The following is an 18,770-nucleotide window of genomic DNA, read 5'->3' on the forward strand; positions in this document are numbered from 1 at the left end:
TCATTCGAAATCTCCTCGTTCATCTTGCCGAGAAAATTCTACGTTTGCAGCCCCTTAAAATCGGGGGGGATTACCCCGGGAGAACTGATCATCGCCCCCGATGGCGATGCGCATGGGAAAGCCGTCGCTGTCGCTCTGGCAACGCGGGCGCATGTGCTGGGTTGGACCGTCTCGACTCTTCCGTCGCCCAACGGGCTCGATTGGAATGACGCACTGACCGGGAAGGAGGTCGGGGCATGAATATTCAATATCATACGTCTCCAATCCAGTTTGTCCCTGAAGCACCGCAATCGCTAGTCAGGGAGGCCATACGTCCAGCGCTTTACCTGGTTGAAGCCCTGCGCAATCCCGTCAGCATACCCGTGACGCCGACATTAGGGCGTCTTATGGACGAGACACCGGCGATCCAAGAGTATCTTGTCGTCTCGCTCGAGGGACGCAAGCTGACCCCGGAGCGCGCCTCTGGCATTGTCTGAGATCTCAAGGCCAGGGCGAATAAAGCTGCCGAGAAAGTCGACGCAAAAATCCGCATTCGTGATGAACTGCGTCTTTATGACATGCGAGGCACTGCGGCGACGGAATTGCTCTGCGCAGGCTGCAGCCTGAATGAGATCGCCGTCACAATGGGATGGGGCCTTCGCCACGCGGCCAACATCATCGAGAAGTACGCCGCCGTTGTACCGGAAATCGCAGATGAGGGTCTCGACAAGCTGAACGAGCAGCGCAGGAAATGCGACGAATAAAGCCCAAAGCTTTCATTCATCTCTCTCCCAAAAACTCGTCATCTCCTGTCGCCCAGCCAAGGATCAACGGCATGCCGCACGGCACCGTGATCCTGCTGGGCGCATTGCGTTTGGAGGTCGTCCCCAGGAACGCGCAGAACGCCGCGAAGTCGTCATACCAGCGGTGCTCCTGCGAGAATGACTGCACGATCATCGCGGCGGCTTCGGTCCCGAAGCGGCGCGCTTCCAGGAGGGCCGCAGCGGTGCGGTGGAACAGTTGGTAGTACAGATCGTCCGGTGGGGTTCCGCACCCCAGGAGATCGCAGATGGCCGACAGGCGCGCACGCTTGCCGTCCGAGGCGTTTCGCAGCCATTCGCTCACGGTCGGCCCGAAAGGCTCGGCAACTTTTGCTTCGACAGACACTGCGATCCGGCGATCGGATTCGCGCACCAAGGCGAAGACGTCGCATTGGCTTGCCGCGCCGCGACCGGGCAGGGGCACCTGATGTTCCGGAATGGCCAAAAGGAGTTGCGCCTCGGAAGCGAACATGGCGGCGATTTCCGGCGGCAGGCCGTCTGCGGCTTCCCATGATTGGGCGGCTGCCATGGCCGAGTACCCAGCGCGCCAATGCTTTTCTGGGTCGGCGAGCAGGGCACGCCAGTCGCCTGCTGAGCGGGTCGGGATGTAGATCTTGGCCATGCCAAAGCATCCTTGGCTGCCCAGAATTTGGCAAGACCTTTGATGCCAGGAAGGGGATAGGGCGGGTCAGTTTGTAGACCGGCCTGTAAACCGGACTATTTCTGGCCCCTCGCGAGAGGTCCGATTTTGCCAGAAAGCCCAGTAAAATAAGGTGGAGGCGAGTACCGGAATCGAACCGGTGTACACGGATTTGCAATCCGCTGCGTCACCACTCCGCCAACTCGCCAGAGTGGAGGCCTGATTAGGCTGTGCGCAGGAATTCGTCAAGCGGATAAAATCCGGTTTCTTCGCTTGGTAACGATTGCTTTGCCAAAGTCATGGCAAAAGGTCACGAAGGGAGCTGCGGACATTGCCGTTTCGATGCGGGTGTGGCAATAAAAAGAGGCCTTGATCTGAACGAGAGAGTTTCGTTGATGACTGACTTCGCAACGCGCCGCCGCATGATGGTCGACACCCAGGTACGCCCCTCGGACGTGACCGAATTTCCGATCATCGACGCGATGCTTACCGTTCCGCGCGAAGCGTTCGTGCCCCGGGAGCGGATCGAGGCGGCCTATGCGGATGCGCCGGTTGATCTAGGCGGGGGACGTGTTCTTCTCGAACCGCGGACTTTTTCCAAGATGCTGGACGCGCTGAACCTGTCCAATTCGGACTTCGTGCTCGATCTTGGCGCGGGCTACGGTTACTCGGCTGCGGTGATCGCCCGCATCGCGGAGGCCGTCGTCGCCGTTGAGGATGACGAAGACCGCATTGCGGAGGCACAAACCCTGCTGACCGAACACCATGCGGACAATGTGATTCCCTACCGTGCTGCACTGGCGGACGGGGCTGCGGAGCATGGTCCGTATGATGCAATCATCATCGAAGGCGGTGTCGAGGTTTTGCCGGACGGTCTCATGGATCAGCTCAAGGACGGTGGACGAATTGCCGTCATTTTTATGCAAAATGCGCTTGGTACGGTGCGGATCGGCCACAAGGTAGACGGCAAGGTCAATTGGCGGTTTGCGTTTAATGCGACCGCAGCGATCCTGCCCGGCTTTGAGAAAAAGGCCGCTTTTGCACTGTGATGGCGTCGACACCTCTCGGACGCCTCGTGCCTGGCGCTGCGGTGTGTCTCCAATACCGAATTTAAAAGCCTAACTTTTTTCCGGTCTGTTGTGTGAGCTCTGCAGGGCAGGTAAACTCTGACGCGAGGCGAGAGTGGAAAACAATCATGTCTGATCCTGTAACAAACATGGAGATCGAAGATGTTCTGTCTTCGATTCGGCGTCTGGTATCGGAAGACTCGCGGCCTAAACCGCGACCTGCGCCGAAGCCGCAGCCGGACCGGCTTGTCTTGACGCCTGCGCTTCGCGTTCCCGAGCCAGGGCGTGAACCCGCAGCCTCCGAAACTGCGCTGCAGGACGAGACACGCCAAACAGAGCCGCCGGTTCTTCTGACGTCCCCAACGCGTTTTGAGCGTTCTGTGGCTGAGGTGGATCCGAACGAGGCCGGTGACGAGCTGGTTTTGGATGCCCGTTTCGGTGAAGCGGCGGACGAAATGCGGGCGCAACGCGCGGCCCCGGTTGCGGAGGATGAGCCGTCTGAGGTGTCAGCGGACAACACGTCAGAACGCCAGAACCCGGACGTGGATCGGGGCGACGAAGCGCTGTTGCTGGAACTGGCCCAAGATCTTGCGCGCACGCAGGATTTGAACGTGGAGCTGGACGCAGGTGATGATGGTCAGATGGAGGTGCTTGGCGCCGACATCCCCAATCAGGGGTTTGCGGCGTCGGCGCAAGAAACCGAGGCCGCGGAGGAGGAGTCGGTCACAGCGACGGCCATTCTCAGCCAGTTGGTAGAGCGGGAAGTCGCCCGGGTGTTCACTTACGAGATCGACGACACAGACGAAGACGACGCGGATCTCCCGTTCGACGCAGCAATCGAGAACATTGCGGTTACGCTCGAAGCGGACGCGGCTCCTGAACATGCTGCCTCAGGCGACCTCGAAGCGCTCTTGGCCGAGGATACCACCGTTGGCGCTGTGACGGGGGCGCACAGGCAGGTTGAGGAAACACAAGCCGCAGTCGAAGACGACTCTGATCCGCACGCCACCGCCGGATCGGCGCTGGAGAGCAAGATTGCCGCCTTGGAAAAGATGGTCGCGCGTCAGTCCGGCCATTGGGACAGCGAAGACGCAGCCGAGCCGACCTTCGTTCACAGACCCGCTAGGACACTGGAGTGGCAGGATCGCGAAGACACTGCCGTGCCCCAGGTTCAGGCTGTGGTAGAGCCGGACAGCGTCACGGCAAACCCGGAAGATACCCCTGCGACGATTGATGAGGCGACGCTGCGTCTGATGGTGTCGGAGATCGTGCGGCAGGAGCTTCAAGGGGCGCTGGGCGAGCGGATAACGCGGAACGTGCGCAAATTGGTAAGACGGGAGATCCACCGGGCGATCCTGTCTCAGGAATTTGACTGAACGCGGAGCCGGACGATCGCGGCGCATGCGGCAAACATCTCACTGACGGTAAAAACAAGAAAAAGCGCGCCCTTCGGGGCGCGCTTTTCTGCTTGGCAGCGTTTAGTTCAAGTCTGAATCAGGCGGCTTCCGCCTGCTGAGCGGCCGCACTGCGACGCTCGCTTTCTTCGCGCGAGAGCGCAACAGAGGTGCGGACACCTTTGCCAACGAAGTCCATCAGGCCCGAGACAACCCGTTCGTTGGGGTCGATCCCGGCGCAAGACAGCACTTCGCGACCGTCGCGCGAGCGCGCCCAGCGAGCAATCTGCTCAGGGCCGTTGCCATACTTCTTGTCGTCCGCAATGGCATCATCCAGAGCAGCCAGCACAACAGCCGCGAACAGCTTGCGCGCGCGGTTGCCCTGTTCGGCATTGAAGGCTGTTCCGTCTACGAAATCTTTCATGAGTGGACCTTTGATTATTGCTCTTGTCTTTTCCGGCGTGAAGGGCGTTATGACCTATTCGGTGCGATTCGGATACCCCATATTCGCATAGCACCCATGCGGAACGCGCATATCTTAGATCAAATGCACCACGATATATCGTTGTCTTGCATGGGGCTGATCCGCGAGATATAGGGGCGGTCGAAATAACGTCAACCTTTTGCCTAGGTATTGTCACATGCCAAAGATCAACGGAAACGAGATCCGCCCCGGAAACGTTCTCGAGCACAACGACGGTCTCTGGGCCGCTGTAAAGGTCGATCATGTCAAACCCGGAAAGGGGGGCGCCTTCGCCCAGGTCGAGCTCAAGAACCTGCGGAACGGCTCCAAGCTCAACGAACGCTTCCGGAGTGCCGACAAGGTGGAGCGCGTGCGTCTGGAGCAGAAAGACATGCAGTTCCTCTACGAGGACAACGGGCAGCTGATCTTCATGGACACCGAGACATACGACCAGGTTCAGTTGCCTGCGGATATCCTCGGCGATCGGCGTCCGTTCCTGCAGGACGGGATGACCATTGTCGTCGAATTCCACGACACCGAAGCGCTGAACGCCACGGTGCCGCAGAAGGTGATCTGCAAGATCGTCGAGACCGAGCCGGTCGTCAAAGGACAGACCGCGGCCAACAGCTTCAAACCCGCGGTGCTGGATAATGGCGTTCGTATCAGCGTTCCGCCCTTCGTGGGGCAGGACGAGAGCATCGTCGTGAACACCGAAACCATGGAATATTCGGAACGCGCATAACCCGCGCGCCGATCCGTTCCCCGTGCAACCGCCGGGGCGACATATCCAAAGCAAAAGGCCTCCGGCATTACCGCCAGGAGGCCTTTTTCATGATCACCCAAACCACCACCGAGACGGAGTTGAAAGGACTTGAGACCCTGCTGCACGATCTGCAGCAGCTGCCGGTCCACTTCCAGCCGCATCGCGATAGGCGGGGCGCACAGGACGGCGCGTTGTTCGAGGGGCTGAGGCGGGCGCAGTTGGACGGAACGCGGTTTCTGACCTATCGCACGGAAGGCGTGGCGCGGGGATACCTGGCATGGACGGCGCTGCCGGTGGGAAGCCTCGCACGGCTGGACCATGTCTACGTCATGCCGATCCTGCGCCGGCGCGGTGTGGCGTCTCGGCTGATTGCCCGGTTTGAGCAGGAGATCGCCGGAGCCTTCGATGGGTGGGTGGTCGCGGGGCCCGGCGACACCTGCGCCGCGCGTGGCCTTATGGCGCGGTACGGCGCAAGAGCGCCAGACTGCACGCTCAGGTAAACCCGGCGCCATGACCAGATCAGACGCCTGCAGCGCGCAGCCGGTTCTCCACGAGGCCGAGATATCCGGGACCAAAGAGCGACAGATGCACCAAGGCAGGCCATACCTGATAAATCGCTCGGCGGTCTTTGGCGTCCGAAGCCAGGGGGCCGTAGCCTTCAAAAAACGCATCCGGCACCGCGCCAAAAAGCGACAGCATGGCAAGGTCCACCTCTGCATCGCCATAGTAGCATGCCGGGTCTATCAGATAGGCGGATGCGCCGGAGAACAGCGCGTTACCAGTCCAGAGATCGCCATGCAGGAGTGCGGGGGGTGGGGTGCGGGGCAGGCGATCCGGCAAGGCGGCGGCCAGCCTCTCCACCCGCCGGGCCAGCGGCTTTGGCAAATCGGCAACAAAAGGCAGCAACCGCCGCCGCGCCCAGAAATCCGGCCAGTTCTGCAGTCTTTCATTGTCGATGGACAAGGCGCCGAAGGCGTAGGGGGCAGGCCAGCCGTAGTCGGGGCCTTGGGCCGCGTGCAGCGTTGCCAAGCCACGGCCCAAGGCTTGCCAGCCCGCCGTCGAGGCTGGCGTTTCTCTTAGCCATTCGAGAATGAGGAGGCGGCCGGTCTGGTACAGCACGCGCGGCACTGGCGCTTCGGCTTCTGCCATGGCGCGCAGCATGACGGCCTCTGTGGCGACATGTGCGCCCTGCTTGGACACGACATTGCGTCCATCCGACAGGTCGAGCCTGTCAACCTTGGACAGATCGCCGCCATGGAGCCTGTCTCGGGCGATCACATGTGCGCCAAGGATTGTCTCGGTAAGCGCCGTGGCGCTCATGCGGGAAACTGCAGCACCGCGTCTCCCGCGGTCAGTGCCCCGGTTGCCCGGTCGAACCGCAAATAGGCAATGCCGGCACCGGTGCTCTGGGTGTAGAGTGTTCCGGCCGGTTTCTCGCCTGCGAGCACCTCTGTGCCGATGGGGGTTTGTCCCTGTACGCGGACCTTGGCGAGGCCCTTGCGCAGTTCGGTCTTGTGCTTCATGCGGGCAGTGACTTCTTGCCCGACATAGCAGCCTTTCTTGAAATCGACGCCATTCAAGCGCTCAAACCCCGCCTCCAGAATGAAGGTGTCCGGCGTGAGTTCGATGCCGCTTGCGGGGACGCAGCCGGCGACGCGCAGCGCATCCCAATCCACGTCCTCCCCCGGTTGCCCGGCATAGCCGCGCCAGCCAAGAGACGGATCGCGCGGGTCGGCAAAGGCCCCTTCGGGCGGCGTCCCGAGACCCCGGGTCACCACTGTGTCCGTCTGTGTGATGTCTACCTTGGAGCGCAGCTTGTACAGGCTCAGCCGCTGCATCAGGCTGTCGGCCTGCTCGGCGTCCGCATCGAGTAAAATGGCCTCTCCGTCCGGCACGAGGAAGAAATCGGCGAGGTATTTTCCCTGCGGCGTCAGTAGCGCGGCATAGACCAGACCGTCCTTGAGGCGGCTTACATCATTGGTGATCAGCCCCTGAAGAAAGTCGGCGGCATCCGCGCCGCTGACCCTCAGAACCTTGCGTTCGCTTCGAGCCATGGTTTTCCCCTTTTGATCTTGCCTGCTTTCCTTGCCATATAGGGCGGCTGACTGACAGGGAACAGGCCCCATGCGCGCTCCGATTTCGATCATCATTCCGACACTGGACGCGGAACAGGCGCTGCCTGCCTGTCTCGGGGCACTCGGAGAAGGGTTGAGCGCGGGGGTGATCCGCGAGTTGATCCTGTCCGATGGCGGCTCGACGGATGGAACGCTGGCGATCGCGGCCTCGGCCGGGGCAGAGGTGGTGCGAGGCGGGGCCTCCCGGGGCGGGCAATTGGCGCGCGGTGCGGCGGCGGCCGGGGGCGATTGGTTGCTGTTCTTGCATGCAGACACGGTGCTGGATGCGGGCTGGAGCACGGCGGTGCGCGCCTGTCTCGACCGGCCCGGCGCCTATCACTTCCGTCTCCGCTTTGATGCGCCGGGCGTGGCGCCGCGCATCGTGGCGGGATGGGCAAACCTGCGCTCGCGGCTGTTTGCCTTGCCTTATGGCGATCAGGGGCTGCTGATCCATCGCCGCGTTTATGACGCCATCGGCGGCTTCCCGGACATTCCGTTGATGGAGGACGTGGCGCTGGCGCGGCGGGCGCGAGGTCAGCTCCGGGCGCTTCGGGTCGATGCGATCACCAGCGCAGAGAAATATGAGCGGCAGGGGTGGCTGCGCCGGGGGGGGCGCAACCTGCTGACGCTTCTGCGCTATTTCATGGGAGTGAACCCGGAGCGCCTGGCGCGGCGGTACCGCGCCTGAGGCCTACTCCGTATCGAATTGCAGGCGGTAGAGTTCCTGGTAAGGGCCTTCGCGCGCGATCAGTTCGTCATGGGTGCCCTGATCGACGACCCGGCCCTTGTCCATCACCACGATCTTGTCCGCACTGCGGATCGTGGCCAGACGGTGGGCAATGACCAGCGTCGTGCGGCCCTGCGAGAGCTTCTCCAGCGCCGCCTGGACCAGCGCTTCGGATTGCGCGTCGAGCGCGCTGGTGGCCTCATCCAGAAGCAGGATCGGCGTGTCGCGGAGCAGGGCGCGGGCGATGGCGACGCGCTGGCGCTGTCCGCCGGACAGGTTGGACCCGCGCGGCCCCACGGGCGTCTCCAGCCCCTTCTCTAGACGCGGCAGAAAATCGGTGACATGGGCCGCTTCCAGTGCCGGCATCAGCAAGGCGTCGGGCACATCCTGCCCCAGGACCACGTTCTCGCGCAAGGTCTCGTCGAACAGCAGGGACTCCTGGCTGACCACGGAAAACAACCGGCGCAGCGCGGCGAGATCCATGTCCTTCGTGGCCACGCCACCGATCAACACCTCGCCCTGATCGGCGTCCAGAAGGCGGGTCAGCAAATTGAAGATCGTCGATTTCCCTGCACCGGATGCACCGACGAGCGCCGTGGTCTGGCCCGGCTCCGCGATCAGCGACACCCCACGCAGGGCAGGCGCTTCGCCAAAGCTCAGGTGTACGTCGCGCAAAGTGATCTGCGGCACGCCCTCGGGCGGGGCAATGGGGTTGGCCGGGCTTTTCAACGCCGGTTCCGTGTCCATCAGTTGCTTGATCCGTTCGATGCTGGCGGCGGCCTGCTGCCACGCGCCACTGACCGCGCCAAGACGGCGCAGCGGCTCGAAAGCAAGGCCGATGGCGGTAAAGAAGGCCATGAAATCACCGACGGTCTTGTCACCGGCCATGATTTCCCGCCCGCCATAGAGCAGAACCCCGACAAAGCCGATGCCGCTCATGATGTCGATCAGACCGGGCAGGGCGGCCTTGCCCGCCGCCGCTTGCGTCTCGGAGCGCACGCGGCCCTTGGTCAGCGCGCGGTACCGCTTTGACTGGTAGCGCTCCAACGTGTTGAGCTTGACCGGCGTGATGCCGTGGAACACCTCGTTGAGGTGGGTCGACATGCTGGCGGTGACATCCCGCAAGACGCGTGAGGTGCTGCGCACGTAGCGTTGCAAGAGGACAGAGGGCACCACGAGCAGCGGTGCGCCCACCAGCGCGACAAGCGTCCAGCGCCAGTCGATCAGCAGCGCCACCCAGAACAGCGAGATCAGCGCCACCACGTCGCGCCCGGCGCCGGTGATCAGCGTATTCCAGATCTTGCCGATGGCCGAGACGTCGCCTTCGACCCGGTGCATCATCAGCCCGGGACCGTTGACCTGATGAAAGCCGCTGTCCTGCGCCATGATGTGATCGAGCATGGTCCGCCGCAAATCGCCCATCGACAGTTGCGAGACACGCGTCAGAAGGACCTTTTGGGCGATGCCCGTCACGGCCCGGGCAAGGAAAATGCCGAGAACCGCAAAGGCCACCCATTTCAAGGCGTCTTCGTTGCCGCCGACAAAGACATCGTCGAACATCGGTTTCATCATGTAGGACAGCAAGCCGAACATGGCACCTTCGATCGACATGAAGATCATCGCAACGATCATCAACCCGGTGTAGCGCTTCAGGTAGCCGCGCCACAGCCAAAGAAACAGCCCGCGGGCGGCGTCGGGATCGACGGGCACGTTCGGCTTCTTGCTCATGGCTCGCCCTGCCGGTCGATCAGGGTCTGCGCAACATCCTTTGGGGGCGTCCGGGCGAGCCAGGCCGCCTGAATTGGCTTGGCGCGATATTCGTTGCGGATCCAGTCCTCAAACCCGATGTCGCCGAGGTCCTGACGGGCCTCAAAAAGATCGAGGATGTAGTCCTGAACACCGGTGGCGGTGAAATCGAGATGGATGTACTTCAGCCCGAGCTGTTTCTTGGCTTCCGCGACCGGCGTGTTTTCGAAGATCATCAGGTACATGGCCGCGACAAAACCAGCGCGGTCCGCGCCGCTCTTGCAGTGGAACATCATCGGTTTTTGCGCGGTGCGCAGCGCGTCGATCACGCCGATGATGCGGCGGCGCGGCGCGGCTTCGCGGGCCCAGAGCTTGGCGTTGACAAGCGTCATCCCCAAGGCTTCGACGCTTTCCTTTTCGAACAGGTAATGCGCGTGCTTGTCCTCGCCCCGCAGGTTGACCACGGTCTTGATCCCCATGGCGGCATATTTTTCAAATCGCGCATGTGTCGGCTGGTTCGAGCGCCAGACACCGGGGGCCACGGGCCAGAAGTTGGTCCAGAATATCCGCAGAAACGCATGATCGAAGAGGTTGTAATGCAGCGTTGCCCACCGCCGCGCGGAGGGTGTCGAGATGTCTTTGCCCCACGACCGGCGGAACCGGCGTTCCGCATCGTCCAGTCGGGTCCAGAGTTTACGCAGCATCAAGACTTTCCCGTCATATCAGGGGCCGGATGTAGAGGCTGAGCGCCCCTGTTGCAAGCGCGGCATTGACGCCCCTGCCGCGATGGGTAGTGTGTCGCCGACCCGCTTTCAGGGCATATGGAGTGTCCCATGACATTAGCAAATGGCCGTCCCTACCTGGCGATTCCCGGTCCGTCAGTCATGCCGGACGCGGTTTTGCAGGCCATGCACAGGCCCGCGCCGAACATCTACGAAGGCGCGCTGCCGGAGATGGTTACGGCATGATCCCCGATCTGCGCTACGTGGCGCAGACCGAAGGCGAGGTCGCCATCTACATCTGCAACGGGCATGGCATGTGGGAGGCCGTGCTGGCCAACACGGTGGCACCCGGCGAGAAAGTTCTGGTTCCGGCCTCCGGGCGTTTTGGCTATGGATGGGCAGATACGGCCCAGGCAATGGGGATCGAGGTGGATCTGATCGACCACGACCGCCACAGCGCCATTGATCCCGAAAAGGTGCGCGCCGCGCTGGAAGCGGACAAGGGCCACGCGATCAAGGCGGTTCTGGCGATACATGTCGACACATCCACGTCTGTGCGCAATGACGTGATGGCGCTGCGCGCGGTGCTTGACGAGCTTGGCCACCCGGCGCTGCTGATGGCGGATTGCATCGCCTCGCTGGCCTGTGACGAATTCCGCATGGACGCCTGGGGTGTCGATGTGATGATTACCGCTTCGCAAAAGGGGTTGATGACGCCGCCGGGGCTTGGTTTTGCCTTCTTCAACGATAAGGCTGCAGAGGCGCGCCGTGGCATGAAACAGGTCTCGCGCTACTGGGATTGGACCAACCGCGCGGCTCCGGAAATGTTCTACCAGTTCTTCAATGGCACCGCGCCGACGCATCATCTCTATGGGCTGCGTGCGGCGCTCGACATGATCCGCGCCGAAGGCATCGAGGCCGTCTGGTCGCGGCACGCGACCCTTGCCGGTGCGATATGGGCCGCTGCCGATCGTTGGGGGCAGGGCGGTCCGCTGACCATGAACATTCGCGATGCGGAGTTGCGCTCGCACGCGGTGACCGCGCTGCGCCTTGGTGCGCCGCATGGCGAGCGGTTACGGGCGTGGTGCGCGGAACAGATGGGGGTGACGCTCGGACTTGGCATCGGTATGTCCGAACCGGACGATCCCAAGGGCACCGGCTTCTTCCGCTTTGGGCATATGGGGCATGTGAACGGTCACATGATTCTCGGCCTCATCGGCGTTGTCGAAGCGGGTCTTGGGGCACTCGATATTCCGCACGGCGCGGGCGGTGTTACCGCAGCGGCGCAATTCCTGTCAGAAAGTCTCAGGACCTGACCTCAGATTTCCTCGGTCTCCACGAAACGCGACGCCTGACGGCGTTTGTGACATTCCAGCCGCGTGATCAGATGGTTGAGGATCGCTCCAAGAACCAGGACCGGCCCAAGGCCCCAGCTCGACCAGACCACGGCAAAGATCCACAGCAGATTGACGAAGATCAGGACGAGATTGGCTGAGGTAAAGTCCTCAACGGCATTGGGATGACGGTTTTCCATCTTTCACTCCTGATATGGGGCGCGGTACGATCAAGGTAGCGCAAAACAAATGCGCGTTCCTCTCACGATCCCGAAAAGACCTGAATTTTCGGTAAATTTAGCAGTTTTTTGCCGTTTCGAGCGCTTTTGGCAGACTCTCGCCGAATATGGCCATGTCTTCGGGTCGGCCTGCGCTGACACGGATGCACCGGTCCTGCGGGGACACAAACGGCATACGCACAAAGACTCCCTCCGCGATCAATGCCGCAAGGACGGCCCGCGCGAAATCGCCGTCCCGCCCGCAGTCGATGGCGACGAAATTCGTCGCCGACGGCAGACAGGAGAGACCGTTTGCCTCCGCGATGCGGACGATCTCTGCCTTCGATTCGCCAACCAGCTGCACGACTTGCGACAGCCACTCCTGATCCTGGAGCGCCGCCAGCGCCCCGGCGTCGGCAGCCCTGTTCATGGCGAAGTGGTTTCGGATCTTGTCATAGGCAGTGATGATGCCGGCCGCGCCAACGGCGTAGGCGACGCGGGCCCCGGCCATGCCGTAAGCTTTTGAAAACGTGCGGAACCGGACCACGCGCGGATCGTCCGCCGCAATACTCGGAGCGGTGCCTTCGGGGGCAAATTCGATATAGGCCTCATCGAGCACCAGCAGGGTCCCATCGGGCAGTTTCTTCAAGGCCGCCTCGATCGCGGCGCCGCTATGCCATGTGCCCATGGGATTGTCCGGGTTCGACAGGTAGACGATCTTGGCATCGACCTCGGCGGCTTTGGCCATCAACGCTTCCAGATCCTCGCGGTCGTCCTTGAAGGGGACCTTGTGCAGCGTGCCGCCATAGCCCGCCACATGAAAATTGAAGGTCGGATAGGCACCATCGGAGGTCACCACCGCATCGCCGGGTTCGACGAGCAATCGTACAGTATATCCGAGCAGAGTGTCGATGCCTTCGCCGATCACGATATGATCGCGGGTGCAGCCCATATGCGCCTCAAGCGCGGCCATCAGGTCATGATGCGTGGGGTCGGCGTATTTCCAGATATCCGCGGCTTCGTCCTGCATCGCAGCCACGGCGAAGGGCGAAGGGCCGAACAGGCTCTCGTTTGCGCCAAGGCGGGCGCGGAACGGGACGCCACGGTCGCGCTCCTGCACTTCTGGTCCGACAAAGGGCACGGTGGAGGGCAACGCGGCGATGAGGGCGGGATATCTGGGTCCGATGGTCATGGCGCGCACTATGCCAACGGCGCGGCTTTGTGCAAGTGGGTTGGCGATCCGCGCCGGGGTCGGCTCAGCGCCTCACGGCCTTGCGCACCATCGTCCAATATTGATCCGAGACCTCGTCTTCCGACAACCGTCCGCCGGGCCGATACCAGGTTGTCACACCGGTCAGCATGGCAATCACCGCCAAAGTGGCGATTTTTGGGTCGGGGACGTCAAAGACACCGGCGGCATCACCATCGCGCAGGATCGCTTCGAGCGCGTCTTCGTATTCGTGACGAAGCCGCTCGACGATCTCGAAATTCCCCGGATCGAGATTGCGCAGCTCCATGTATGAAACAAACACGCTTTCGGGACGCGGCATGTGGAACCCGATGTGGAACCGAACGAAAGCCTCCAGCCTCGCGTCCGGCGTGCCCGCTTGCGGCAGGTCGTGCCATGCCTCCAGCAGATCGTCCATATGCCCCTTCATCAGGGAAAACAGCAGGGCTTGCTTGTCAGGCGTATAATTGTAGAGCGCTCCGGCCTGCACCCCGACTTCCGCCGCGATCTGGCGCATGGAAACCGCTGCAAAACCGTGCTTTGCAAACAGGTGGAGCGCGGCCTCGCGGACGCGCGGACCAGTAATCTTGGAGCGGGAGCCTTGGGTTCGTGCCATGACCACAGCGTAACTGAACGGTCGTTCAGATCAAGTCTGCCGCTTGCGCGACTGCCAGCATTGCGGCATGACGGTAACATGATGGGGCGTTTACAAATTCCGATGCGCTGTGCGGTGCTGTCGTTGTCCTTTGTGGCGGCGCTGGGCGGCTGTACGGCGTTTCCGGACCTTGATGCGGCGCAGACGCCGGGCCTGCGCGATGCCGCGTTCCCGAAACTCGTCTCGCTCGATGGCCTGCTTGTTGGGCCAGAGCCGCGCGCGACGGTTGCAATGGCCGGTTCGATCGAAGGCCGGGTCGCGGGGCTGCAGGCCCGCGCGGCACGGCTGCGCCGCCATCCCCCGGCACCTGGCGGAATTGCGGGGAGGCTGGCCCGGCTGCAGCAGAAAGCGGCTGCGCTGCGAAGCGCGGAGTGATCGGGCAGAGGCGGCGCGCCTCGGCCCTGATCCATGGAACAATTGACGCTGTTCTCACAGCCCCCGTTGCCTCTTGACGCGCGGGGCGCTAACGGGTGCGCAACAACGCTTTCACCGATAGGAGTCCTCGTCATGTCCAGTCCTTTGCGTCTTGCTATTGCCGGTCTCGGGACTGTGGGGGCCGGCGTCGTCAAGATCGTGCGCCAGAAATCCGCTCTGCTGGAGGCCCGCACAGGCCGCAAGGTTCAGATCGTTGCCGTCTCCGCGCGAAACCGCGACAAGGATCGGGGCGTGTCGCTTGCCGATTACGCGTGGGAGGACGATCCCGTGGCGCTGGCCGCGCGCGACGATGTGGACGTCTTCATCGAGCTGATGGGCGGCAGCGATGGTCCGGCCAAGGCCGCGACCGAGGCGGCGCTGAAGGCGGGCAAGGACGTGGTCACCGCGAACAAGGCGCTGCTCGCGCATCACGGGCAGGCCCTGGCGGAACTGGCCGAAGCGAAGGGCTGCGTTCTGCGGTTCGAGGCCGCTGTCGCGGGCGGCATCCCGATCATCAAGTCCCTGACCGAAAGTCTTGCCGGGAACGAGATTACCCGCGTGATGGGCGTGATGAACGGCACCTGTAACTACATACTGACGCAGATGGAGGCGACCGGGCAGGGCTATAACGCGCTGTTTGAAGAGGCGGACAAGCTTGGCTATCTCGAAGCGGATCCGAACCTTGACGTGGGCGGTATCGACGCCGGGCACAAGCTGGCGATCCTGTCGTCCATCGCCTTTGGCACGCAGGTCGATTTCGATTCGGTCGAGTTGGAAGGCATTCAGCGGGTCAGCATCGACGATATTCGCCAGGCCGCCGACATGGGCTATCGCATCAAGCTGCTTGGGGTGGCGCGGATGACGGGCCGGGGGCTGGAGCAGTCCATGGCGCCCTGCCTCGTTCCGGCAAGCTCGGCTCTGGGGCAGCTTGAGGGCGGCACCAACATGGTGGTGGTCGAGGGCGATCAGGTTGGGCAAATCGTGCTGCGGGGCGCCGGGGCCGGCGAGGGACCGACCGCAAGTGCGGTGATGGGCGATGTGCTCGACATCGCGCGCGGGCTGCGTATGACCACCTTCGGCCAGAAAGCGGAAACCCTCGTCAAGAGCACTCCGGCCCAGGCCGCCGCCCCCGCGCCCTACTATATGCGCATGGGATTGATGGACAAGCCCGGTGCACTGGCCAAGATTGCCACGGCTCTGGGCGAGGCGGGCATCTCGATCCACAGGATGCGCCAGTATGACCACGTCAACGAAAGCGCTCCGGTGCTTATCGTCACGCACAAGACCACGCGCGCTGCGCTCGACGATGCGCTGGCGCGGATGAGCACGACCGGAGTGGTCTCGACCGAGCCGGTCGCTCTGCGCATCGAAGAAGTCTGACGGCACCGCGCGACGACGAGTTGTATGCGCTGCAAAAGGCGGCGTTGATGCGCGACTCGGGGCGGTTTTGCTCAACGGATCTGGAAAGACCTGTCGCTTGGGCAGCCCAAGGTTCGGCGTTAGCGCCAGCAACCCTTGCCGCTCGGTGCGGGGTCGGGCTACACCGCTGGCACGCTTTGCATTCAGGAAAGACCGCCCCATGACCAGCAAGATTGATTTCAATGACCGTATGCTTTCGCTCGGCCTCGCCCGCGTTGCCGAACAGGCCGCCATCGAAAGCGCCAACTGGATTGGCCGTGGTGACGAGAAAGCCGCAGACCAGGCGGCGGTCAACGCCATGCGCGAGCAGCTGAACCAGCTGGACATCAAGGGCGTTGTGGTCATCGGGGAAGGCGAACGCGACGAGGCGCCGATGCTCTATATCGGTGAAGAAGTCGGCACCGGAAACGGGCCGGGCGTGGATATCGCGCTCGACCCGCTGGAAGGCACGACCCTGACCGCCAAGGACATGCCGAACGCGCTGACCGTGATCGCCATGGGGCCCCGCGGCACCATGCTGCACGCGCCGGACGTTTACATGGACAAGCTGGCCATCGGCCCCGGTTTTGACGACGGGGTCGTGACGCTGGACATGTCGCCCAGGGAGCGGGTCGAGGCGCTTGCGGCGGCCAAGGGCTGCACTGCGGCGGACATCACCGTCTGCATTCTTGAGCGCCCGCGCCATGAGGAGATCATCGCCGAGGTGCGCGCAACCGGCGCTGGCATCCGCCTGATCACCGATGGCGATGTGGCGGGGGTCATGCATTGCGCCGAGCCGCACATCACCGGCATCGACATGTACATGGGCTCCGGCGGCGCGCCGGAAGGGGTGCTGGCGGCGGCGGCACTGAAATGCATGGGCGGCCAGATTTTCGGGCGGCTGATGTTCCGCAACGATGACGAGCGGGGCCGCGCGGCGAAGGCCGGGATCACCGACCTCGACAAGATCTATACACGCGATGAGATGGTCACCGACAACGTGATCTTTGCCGCGACCGGCGTGACCGGAGGCTCGCTGCTGCCGGGGATCAAGCGCGAGGTTGGCTGGCTAACGACGGAGACGCTGCTGATGCGCTCCAAGACCGGCTCGGTGCGGCGCATGAGCTACCGTAACCCGACGGCCTGATATGGGTTTCCGGGGGCTCCGCCCCCAATCCCTTCGGGATTTCCCCGGGGATATTTGGACAAAGAAGAAGCAGGGGCGTGGTTTGGGATATCTGGGTGTCGAGACCAGCCTGACCGGGCGGCGTTGGGTTGGACCGTCGGTTGAGACAGAGCGGCAGGCCGAGGCGCTTGTCCAGGCGCATGGTTACCTGCGCGGGTTGGCATTGGTGCTTGCGCGGTTGGGCGTCGCGGTCGAAGAGGCGCCCGGTTATCTTGAACCAAAGCTGCGGGATCTTCTGCCGGATCCGCGCTCCTTGAAGGATATGGAGACGGCTGCCGCGCGATTTCTGAAAGCGGTGCGCAGCCGCGAACGGATCGCCGTGTTTGCCGATTATGACGTGGATGGCGGGACGTCGGCGGCCTTGCTTATCCACTGGCTGCGGCAGATGGGGCGGCAGGCGACGCTCTATGTTCCGGACCGCATCGATGAGGGCTATGGGCCGAATGAGCCTGCCATGCGGGAACTGGCGGTCAGGCATGATCTGATTGTTTGCGTCGATTGCGGGACTTTGTCTCATGACGCGATCGCTGCGGCGGAGGGGGCGGATGTGGTCATCCTCGACCATCACCTCGGCGGCGAAACCTTGCCCGACTGCGTCGCTGTGGTGAACCCGAACAGGCAGGACGAAAGCGGCGATCTGGCGCATCTGTGTGCTGCGACGGTGGTGTTCCTGATGCTGGTTGAAGCCGGTCGCCAGATGCGCGAGGCTAACGCGCAGGGGCCTGATTTGATGGCGCTTCTCGATCTCGTGGCTTTGGCGACGGTTGCTGACGTGGCGCCGCTCAAGGGGGTAAATCGCGCGCTTGTTCAGCAGGGGCTGAAAGTCATGGGCGCGCGCGGGCGGGTCGGGCTGGTGGCTTTGGCGGATGTTGCGCGGTTGGAGAGCGCGCCGGCCGCATATCACCTGGGATATGTGCTTGGGCCGCGGGTGAATGCGGGCGGGCGAATCGGTCAGGCGGATCTCGGCGCGCGTTTGTTGTCGACCGATGATCCGCATGAAGCCCAGGCGATGGCCGAGCGGCTGGAGCAGCTCAATGCCGAGCGCCGGGAGATCGAGGCGGCAGTCCGTGCGGCGGCCCTGGCTCAAGCGGAGGAGCGCGGGCTTGACGCGCCGTTGGTCTGGGCTGCGGGCGAGGGATGGCATCCCGGTGTCGTCGGAATTGTTGCAAGCAGGCTCAAGGAGTTGACCAATCGACCTGCCGTGGTGATCGGGCTTGATGGCGAAGAAGGCAAGGGCTCTGGACGCTCGGTTTCGGGCGTCGATCTGGGCGCAGCGGTGCAGCGTCTGGCCAGTGAGAGCCTGCTGATCAAAGGTGGCGGGCACCGTATGGCGGCGGGGTTGACTGTGGCAAAGGATCAGCTGGAGCCGGCGATGGCGCGGCTGTCGGAACTTCTGGCGAAGCAAGGCGCGGGGCAGGGCGGGCCGCGGGATCTGCGGGTTGATGGTATGCTGATGCCGGGGGCCGCGAGCCTCGATCTGTTGGAGGCTCTCGAAAAGGCGGGTCCTTTTGGTCAGGGCGCGCCGGGACCACGGTTTGCCATAGCCGATGTGCAGATCGGATTCTCCAAGCAGGTCGGCACCGGGCACCTGAAAATTTCCTGCAATGACGGGCTTGGCGCAAAGTTGGATGGGATAGCCTTTGGCGCATTTGACGGGCCGATGGGAGCGGCCTTGATGAATCACGGCGGCAAACGCTTCCATCTTGCGGGTCGACTCGAGGTAAATGAGTGGGGCGGTCGCCGTTCTGTGCAGCTTTTGCTCGAAGATGCCGCTCCGGCGCATTGAGGAGCTTCCGGAGGTCTGTGTTAAGGCATTGTATTCGTTTTGTTTTTAAAGATCTTGCGACCTGTTTAAAAAAACTTCCCCGAATGGCGAAAAAGTTGAAATTTCCGCTTGCAAG

At 62.8% G+C, this 18,770-nt stretch carries 20 protein-coding genes, 1 tRNA gene and 1 pseudogene; 12 read left to right on the forward strand and 10 right to left on the reverse strand.

All coding sequences use genetic code 11. The annotated features are described in order from the left end of the window. The coding region (locus tag ACN2XU_RS14280) for a toprim domain-containing protein (RefSeq protein WP_419411132.1) at positions 1-240 on the forward strand (240 nt) is incomplete at its 5' end. Further along, positions 237-476, forward strand: a complete 240-nt coding sequence (locus tag ACN2XU_RS14285) for a hypothetical protein (RefSeq protein WP_419411133.1) — start codon at positions 237-239, stop codon at positions 474-476. The genes ACN2XU_RS14280 and ACN2XU_RS14285, both read left to right, overlap by 4 nt. 283 nt (positions 477-759) lie before the next feature. On the opposite strand, the gene ACN2XU_RS14290 is transcribed toward ACN2XU_RS14285, so the two are convergent. Together ACN2XU_RS14290 and ACN2XU_RS14295 are read right to left on the reverse strand one after the other, a co-directional pair. Beyond that, positions 760-1,422 (reverse strand): DUF6946 family protein, encoded by a 663-nt coding sequence (locus ACN2XU_RS14290; RefSeq protein WP_419411134.1) that lies wholly within the window; start codon positions 1,420-1,422, stop codon positions 760-762. Positions 1,423-1,574: 152 nt separating this feature from the next. Next, positions 1,575-1,648: transfer RNA gene (locus ACN2XU_RS14295), tRNA-Cys, on the reverse strand. Between the two features lie 187 nt (positions 1,649-1,835). Here ACN2XU_RS14295 and ACN2XU_RS14300 point away from each other — a divergent pair. Both ACN2XU_RS14300 and ACN2XU_RS14305 read left to right on the forward strand, forming a co-directional pair. Then, positions 1,836-2,489, forward strand: coding sequence for a protein-L-isoaspartate O-methyltransferase family protein (locus tag ACN2XU_RS14300; protein ID WP_419411135.1), 654 nt, complete (start codon positions 1,836-1,838; stop codon positions 2,487-2,489). A 398-nt stretch (positions 2,490-2,887) separates the two neighbouring features. Next, complete coding sequence (locus ACN2XU_RS14305) at positions 2,888-3,883, forward strand: hypothetical protein (RefSeq protein ID WP_419411136.1); 996 nt, start codon at positions 2,888-2,890, stop codon at positions 3,881-3,883. 118 nt (positions 3,884-4,001) lie between these two features. Here the strand turns inward: ACN2XU_RS14305 and ACN2XU_RS14310 are convergent, their stop codons facing one another. After that, positions 4,002-4,325, reverse strand: coding sequence for a DUF6280 family protein (locus ACN2XU_RS14310; protein ID WP_419411137.1), 324 nt, complete (start codon positions 4,323-4,325; stop codon positions 4,002-4,004). A 217-nt stretch (positions 4,326-4,542) separates the two neighbouring features. On the opposite strand from ACN2XU_RS14310, the gene efp reads away from it, so the two are divergent. Both efp and ACN2XU_RS14320 read left to right on the forward strand, forming a co-directional pair. Continuing rightward, a complete protein-coding gene (efp, locus tag ACN2XU_RS14315) occupies positions 4,543-5,106 on the forward strand; it encodes an elongation factor P (RefSeq protein WP_419411138.1) in 564 nt (187 codons plus the stop codon). An 89-nt stretch (positions 5,107-5,195) separates the two neighbouring features. Next, positions 5,196-5,627: a GNAT family N-acetyltransferase gene (locus ACN2XU_RS14320; RefSeq protein WP_419411139.1), complete on the forward strand. Its 432-nt coding sequence runs from the start codon at positions 5,196-5,198 to the stop codon at positions 5,625-5,627. Positions 5,628-5,646: 19 nt separating this feature from the next. Here the strand turns inward: ACN2XU_RS14320 and ACN2XU_RS14325 are convergent, their stop codons facing one another. Further along, on the reverse strand, positions 5,647-6,447 hold the full coding sequence (locus ACN2XU_RS14325; RefSeq protein ID WP_419411140.1) for a fructosamine kinase family protein: 801 nt from the start codon (positions 6,445-6,447) through the stop codon (positions 5,647-5,649). Beyond that, positions 6,444-7,181, reverse strand: coding sequence for a CAF17-like 4Fe-4S cluster assembly/insertion protein YgfZ (gene ygfZ / locus ACN2XU_RS14330; RefSeq protein ID WP_419411141.1), 738 nt, complete (start codon positions 7,179-7,181; stop codon positions 6,444-6,446). Before ygfZ ends, ACN2XU_RS14325 begins: the two co-directional genes overlap by 4 nt. 70 nt (positions 7,182-7,251) lie before the next feature. On the opposite strand from ygfZ, the gene ACN2XU_RS14335 reads away from it, so the two are divergent. Further along, on the forward strand, positions 7,252-7,929 hold the full coding sequence (locus tag ACN2XU_RS14335) for a TIGR04283 family arsenosugar biosynthesis glycosyltransferase (RefSeq protein WP_419411142.1): 678 nt from the start codon (positions 7,252-7,254) through the stop codon (positions 7,927-7,929). Positions 7,930-7,932: 3 nt separating this feature from the next. Here ACN2XU_RS14335 and ACN2XU_RS14340 read toward each other — a convergent pair whose 3' ends face one another. Both ACN2XU_RS14340 and ACN2XU_RS14345 read right to left on the reverse strand, forming a co-directional pair. Then, complete coding sequence (locus tag ACN2XU_RS14340) at positions 7,933-9,696, reverse strand: ABC transporter ATP-binding protein (protein WP_419411143.1); 1,764 nt, start codon at positions 9,694-9,696, stop codon at positions 7,933-7,935. Next, complete coding sequence (locus tag ACN2XU_RS14345; protein WP_419411144.1) at positions 9,693-10,418, reverse strand: fused DSP-PTPase phosphatase/NAD kinase-like protein; 726 nt, start codon at positions 10,416-10,418, stop codon at positions 9,693-9,695. Before ACN2XU_RS14345 ends, ACN2XU_RS14340 begins: the two co-directional genes overlap by 4 nt. Positions 10,419-10,547: 129 nt before the next feature. On the opposite strand from ACN2XU_RS14345, the pseudogene ACN2XU_RS14350 reads away from it, so the two are divergent. Beyond that, positions 10,548-11,752, forward strand: a pseudogene (locus ACN2XU_RS14350) (pyridoxal-phosphate-dependent aminotransferase family protein). A 2-nt stretch (positions 11,753-11,754) separates the two neighbouring features. On the opposite strand, the gene ACN2XU_RS14355 reads toward ACN2XU_RS14350, so the two are convergent. From ACN2XU_RS14355 to ACN2XU_RS14365, 3 genes are all read right to left on the reverse strand, one after another. Beyond that, the gene (locus tag ACN2XU_RS14355; protein WP_419411145.1) at positions 11,755-11,970 is read right to left on the reverse strand and encodes a histidinol phosphate aminotransferase; all 216 of its coding nucleotides are present in this window, start codon (positions 11,968-11,970) and stop codon (positions 11,755-11,757) included. 97 nt (positions 11,971-12,067) lie between these two features. Next, the gene (locus ACN2XU_RS14360; protein WP_419411146.1) at positions 12,068-13,180 is read right to left on the reverse strand and encodes a pyridoxal phosphate-dependent aminotransferase; all 1,113 of its coding nucleotides are present in this window, start codon (positions 13,178-13,180) and stop codon (positions 12,068-12,070) included. A 64-nt stretch (positions 13,181-13,244) separates the two neighbouring features. Further along, positions 13,245-13,832, reverse strand: a complete 588-nt coding sequence (locus tag ACN2XU_RS14365) for a TetR/AcrR family transcriptional regulator (RefSeq protein WP_419411147.1) — start codon at positions 13,830-13,832, stop codon at positions 13,245-13,247. A 78-nt stretch (positions 13,833-13,910) separates the two neighbouring features. Here ACN2XU_RS14365 and ACN2XU_RS14370 point away from each other — a divergent pair, with 78 nt between their 5' ends. The 4 genes from ACN2XU_RS14370 to recJ all read left to right on the forward strand — a co-directional run bounded on the left by ACN2XU_RS14370 (position 13,911) and on the right by recJ (position 18,655). After that, positions 13,911-14,246 carry a hypothetical protein gene (locus tag ACN2XU_RS14370; RefSeq protein ID WP_419411148.1) on the forward strand — a complete coding sequence of 112 codons (336 nt, stop codon included), beginning with the start codon at positions 13,911-13,913 and terminating at the stop codon, positions 14,244-14,246. A gap of 132 nt (positions 14,247-14,378) precedes the next feature. Then, positions 14,379-15,665 carry a homoserine dehydrogenase gene (locus ACN2XU_RS14375; RefSeq protein ID WP_419411149.1) on the forward strand — a complete coding sequence of 429 codons (1,287 nt, stop codon included), beginning with the start codon at positions 14,379-14,381 and terminating at the stop codon, positions 15,663-15,665. Positions 15,666-15,864: 199 nt separating this feature from the next. Further along, the gene (gene glpX, locus ACN2XU_RS14380) at positions 15,865-16,830 is read left to right on the forward strand and encodes a class II fructose-bisphosphatase (protein WP_419411150.1); all 966 of its coding nucleotides are present in this window, start codon (positions 15,865-15,867) and stop codon (positions 16,828-16,830) included. A gap of 82 nt (positions 16,831-16,912) precedes the next feature. After that, positions 16,913-18,655, forward strand: coding sequence for a single-stranded-DNA-specific exonuclease RecJ (gene recJ, locus ACN2XU_RS14385; protein ID WP_419411151.1), 1,743 nt, complete (start codon positions 16,913-16,915; stop codon positions 18,653-18,655). Positions 18,656-18,770: the final 115 nt, after the last annotated feature.

Source organism: Pacificoceanicola niger (genome assembly GCF_048553275.1).
GTDB lineage: Bacteria > Pseudomonadota > Alphaproteobacteria > Rhodobacterales > Rhodobacteraceae > Pacificoceanicola.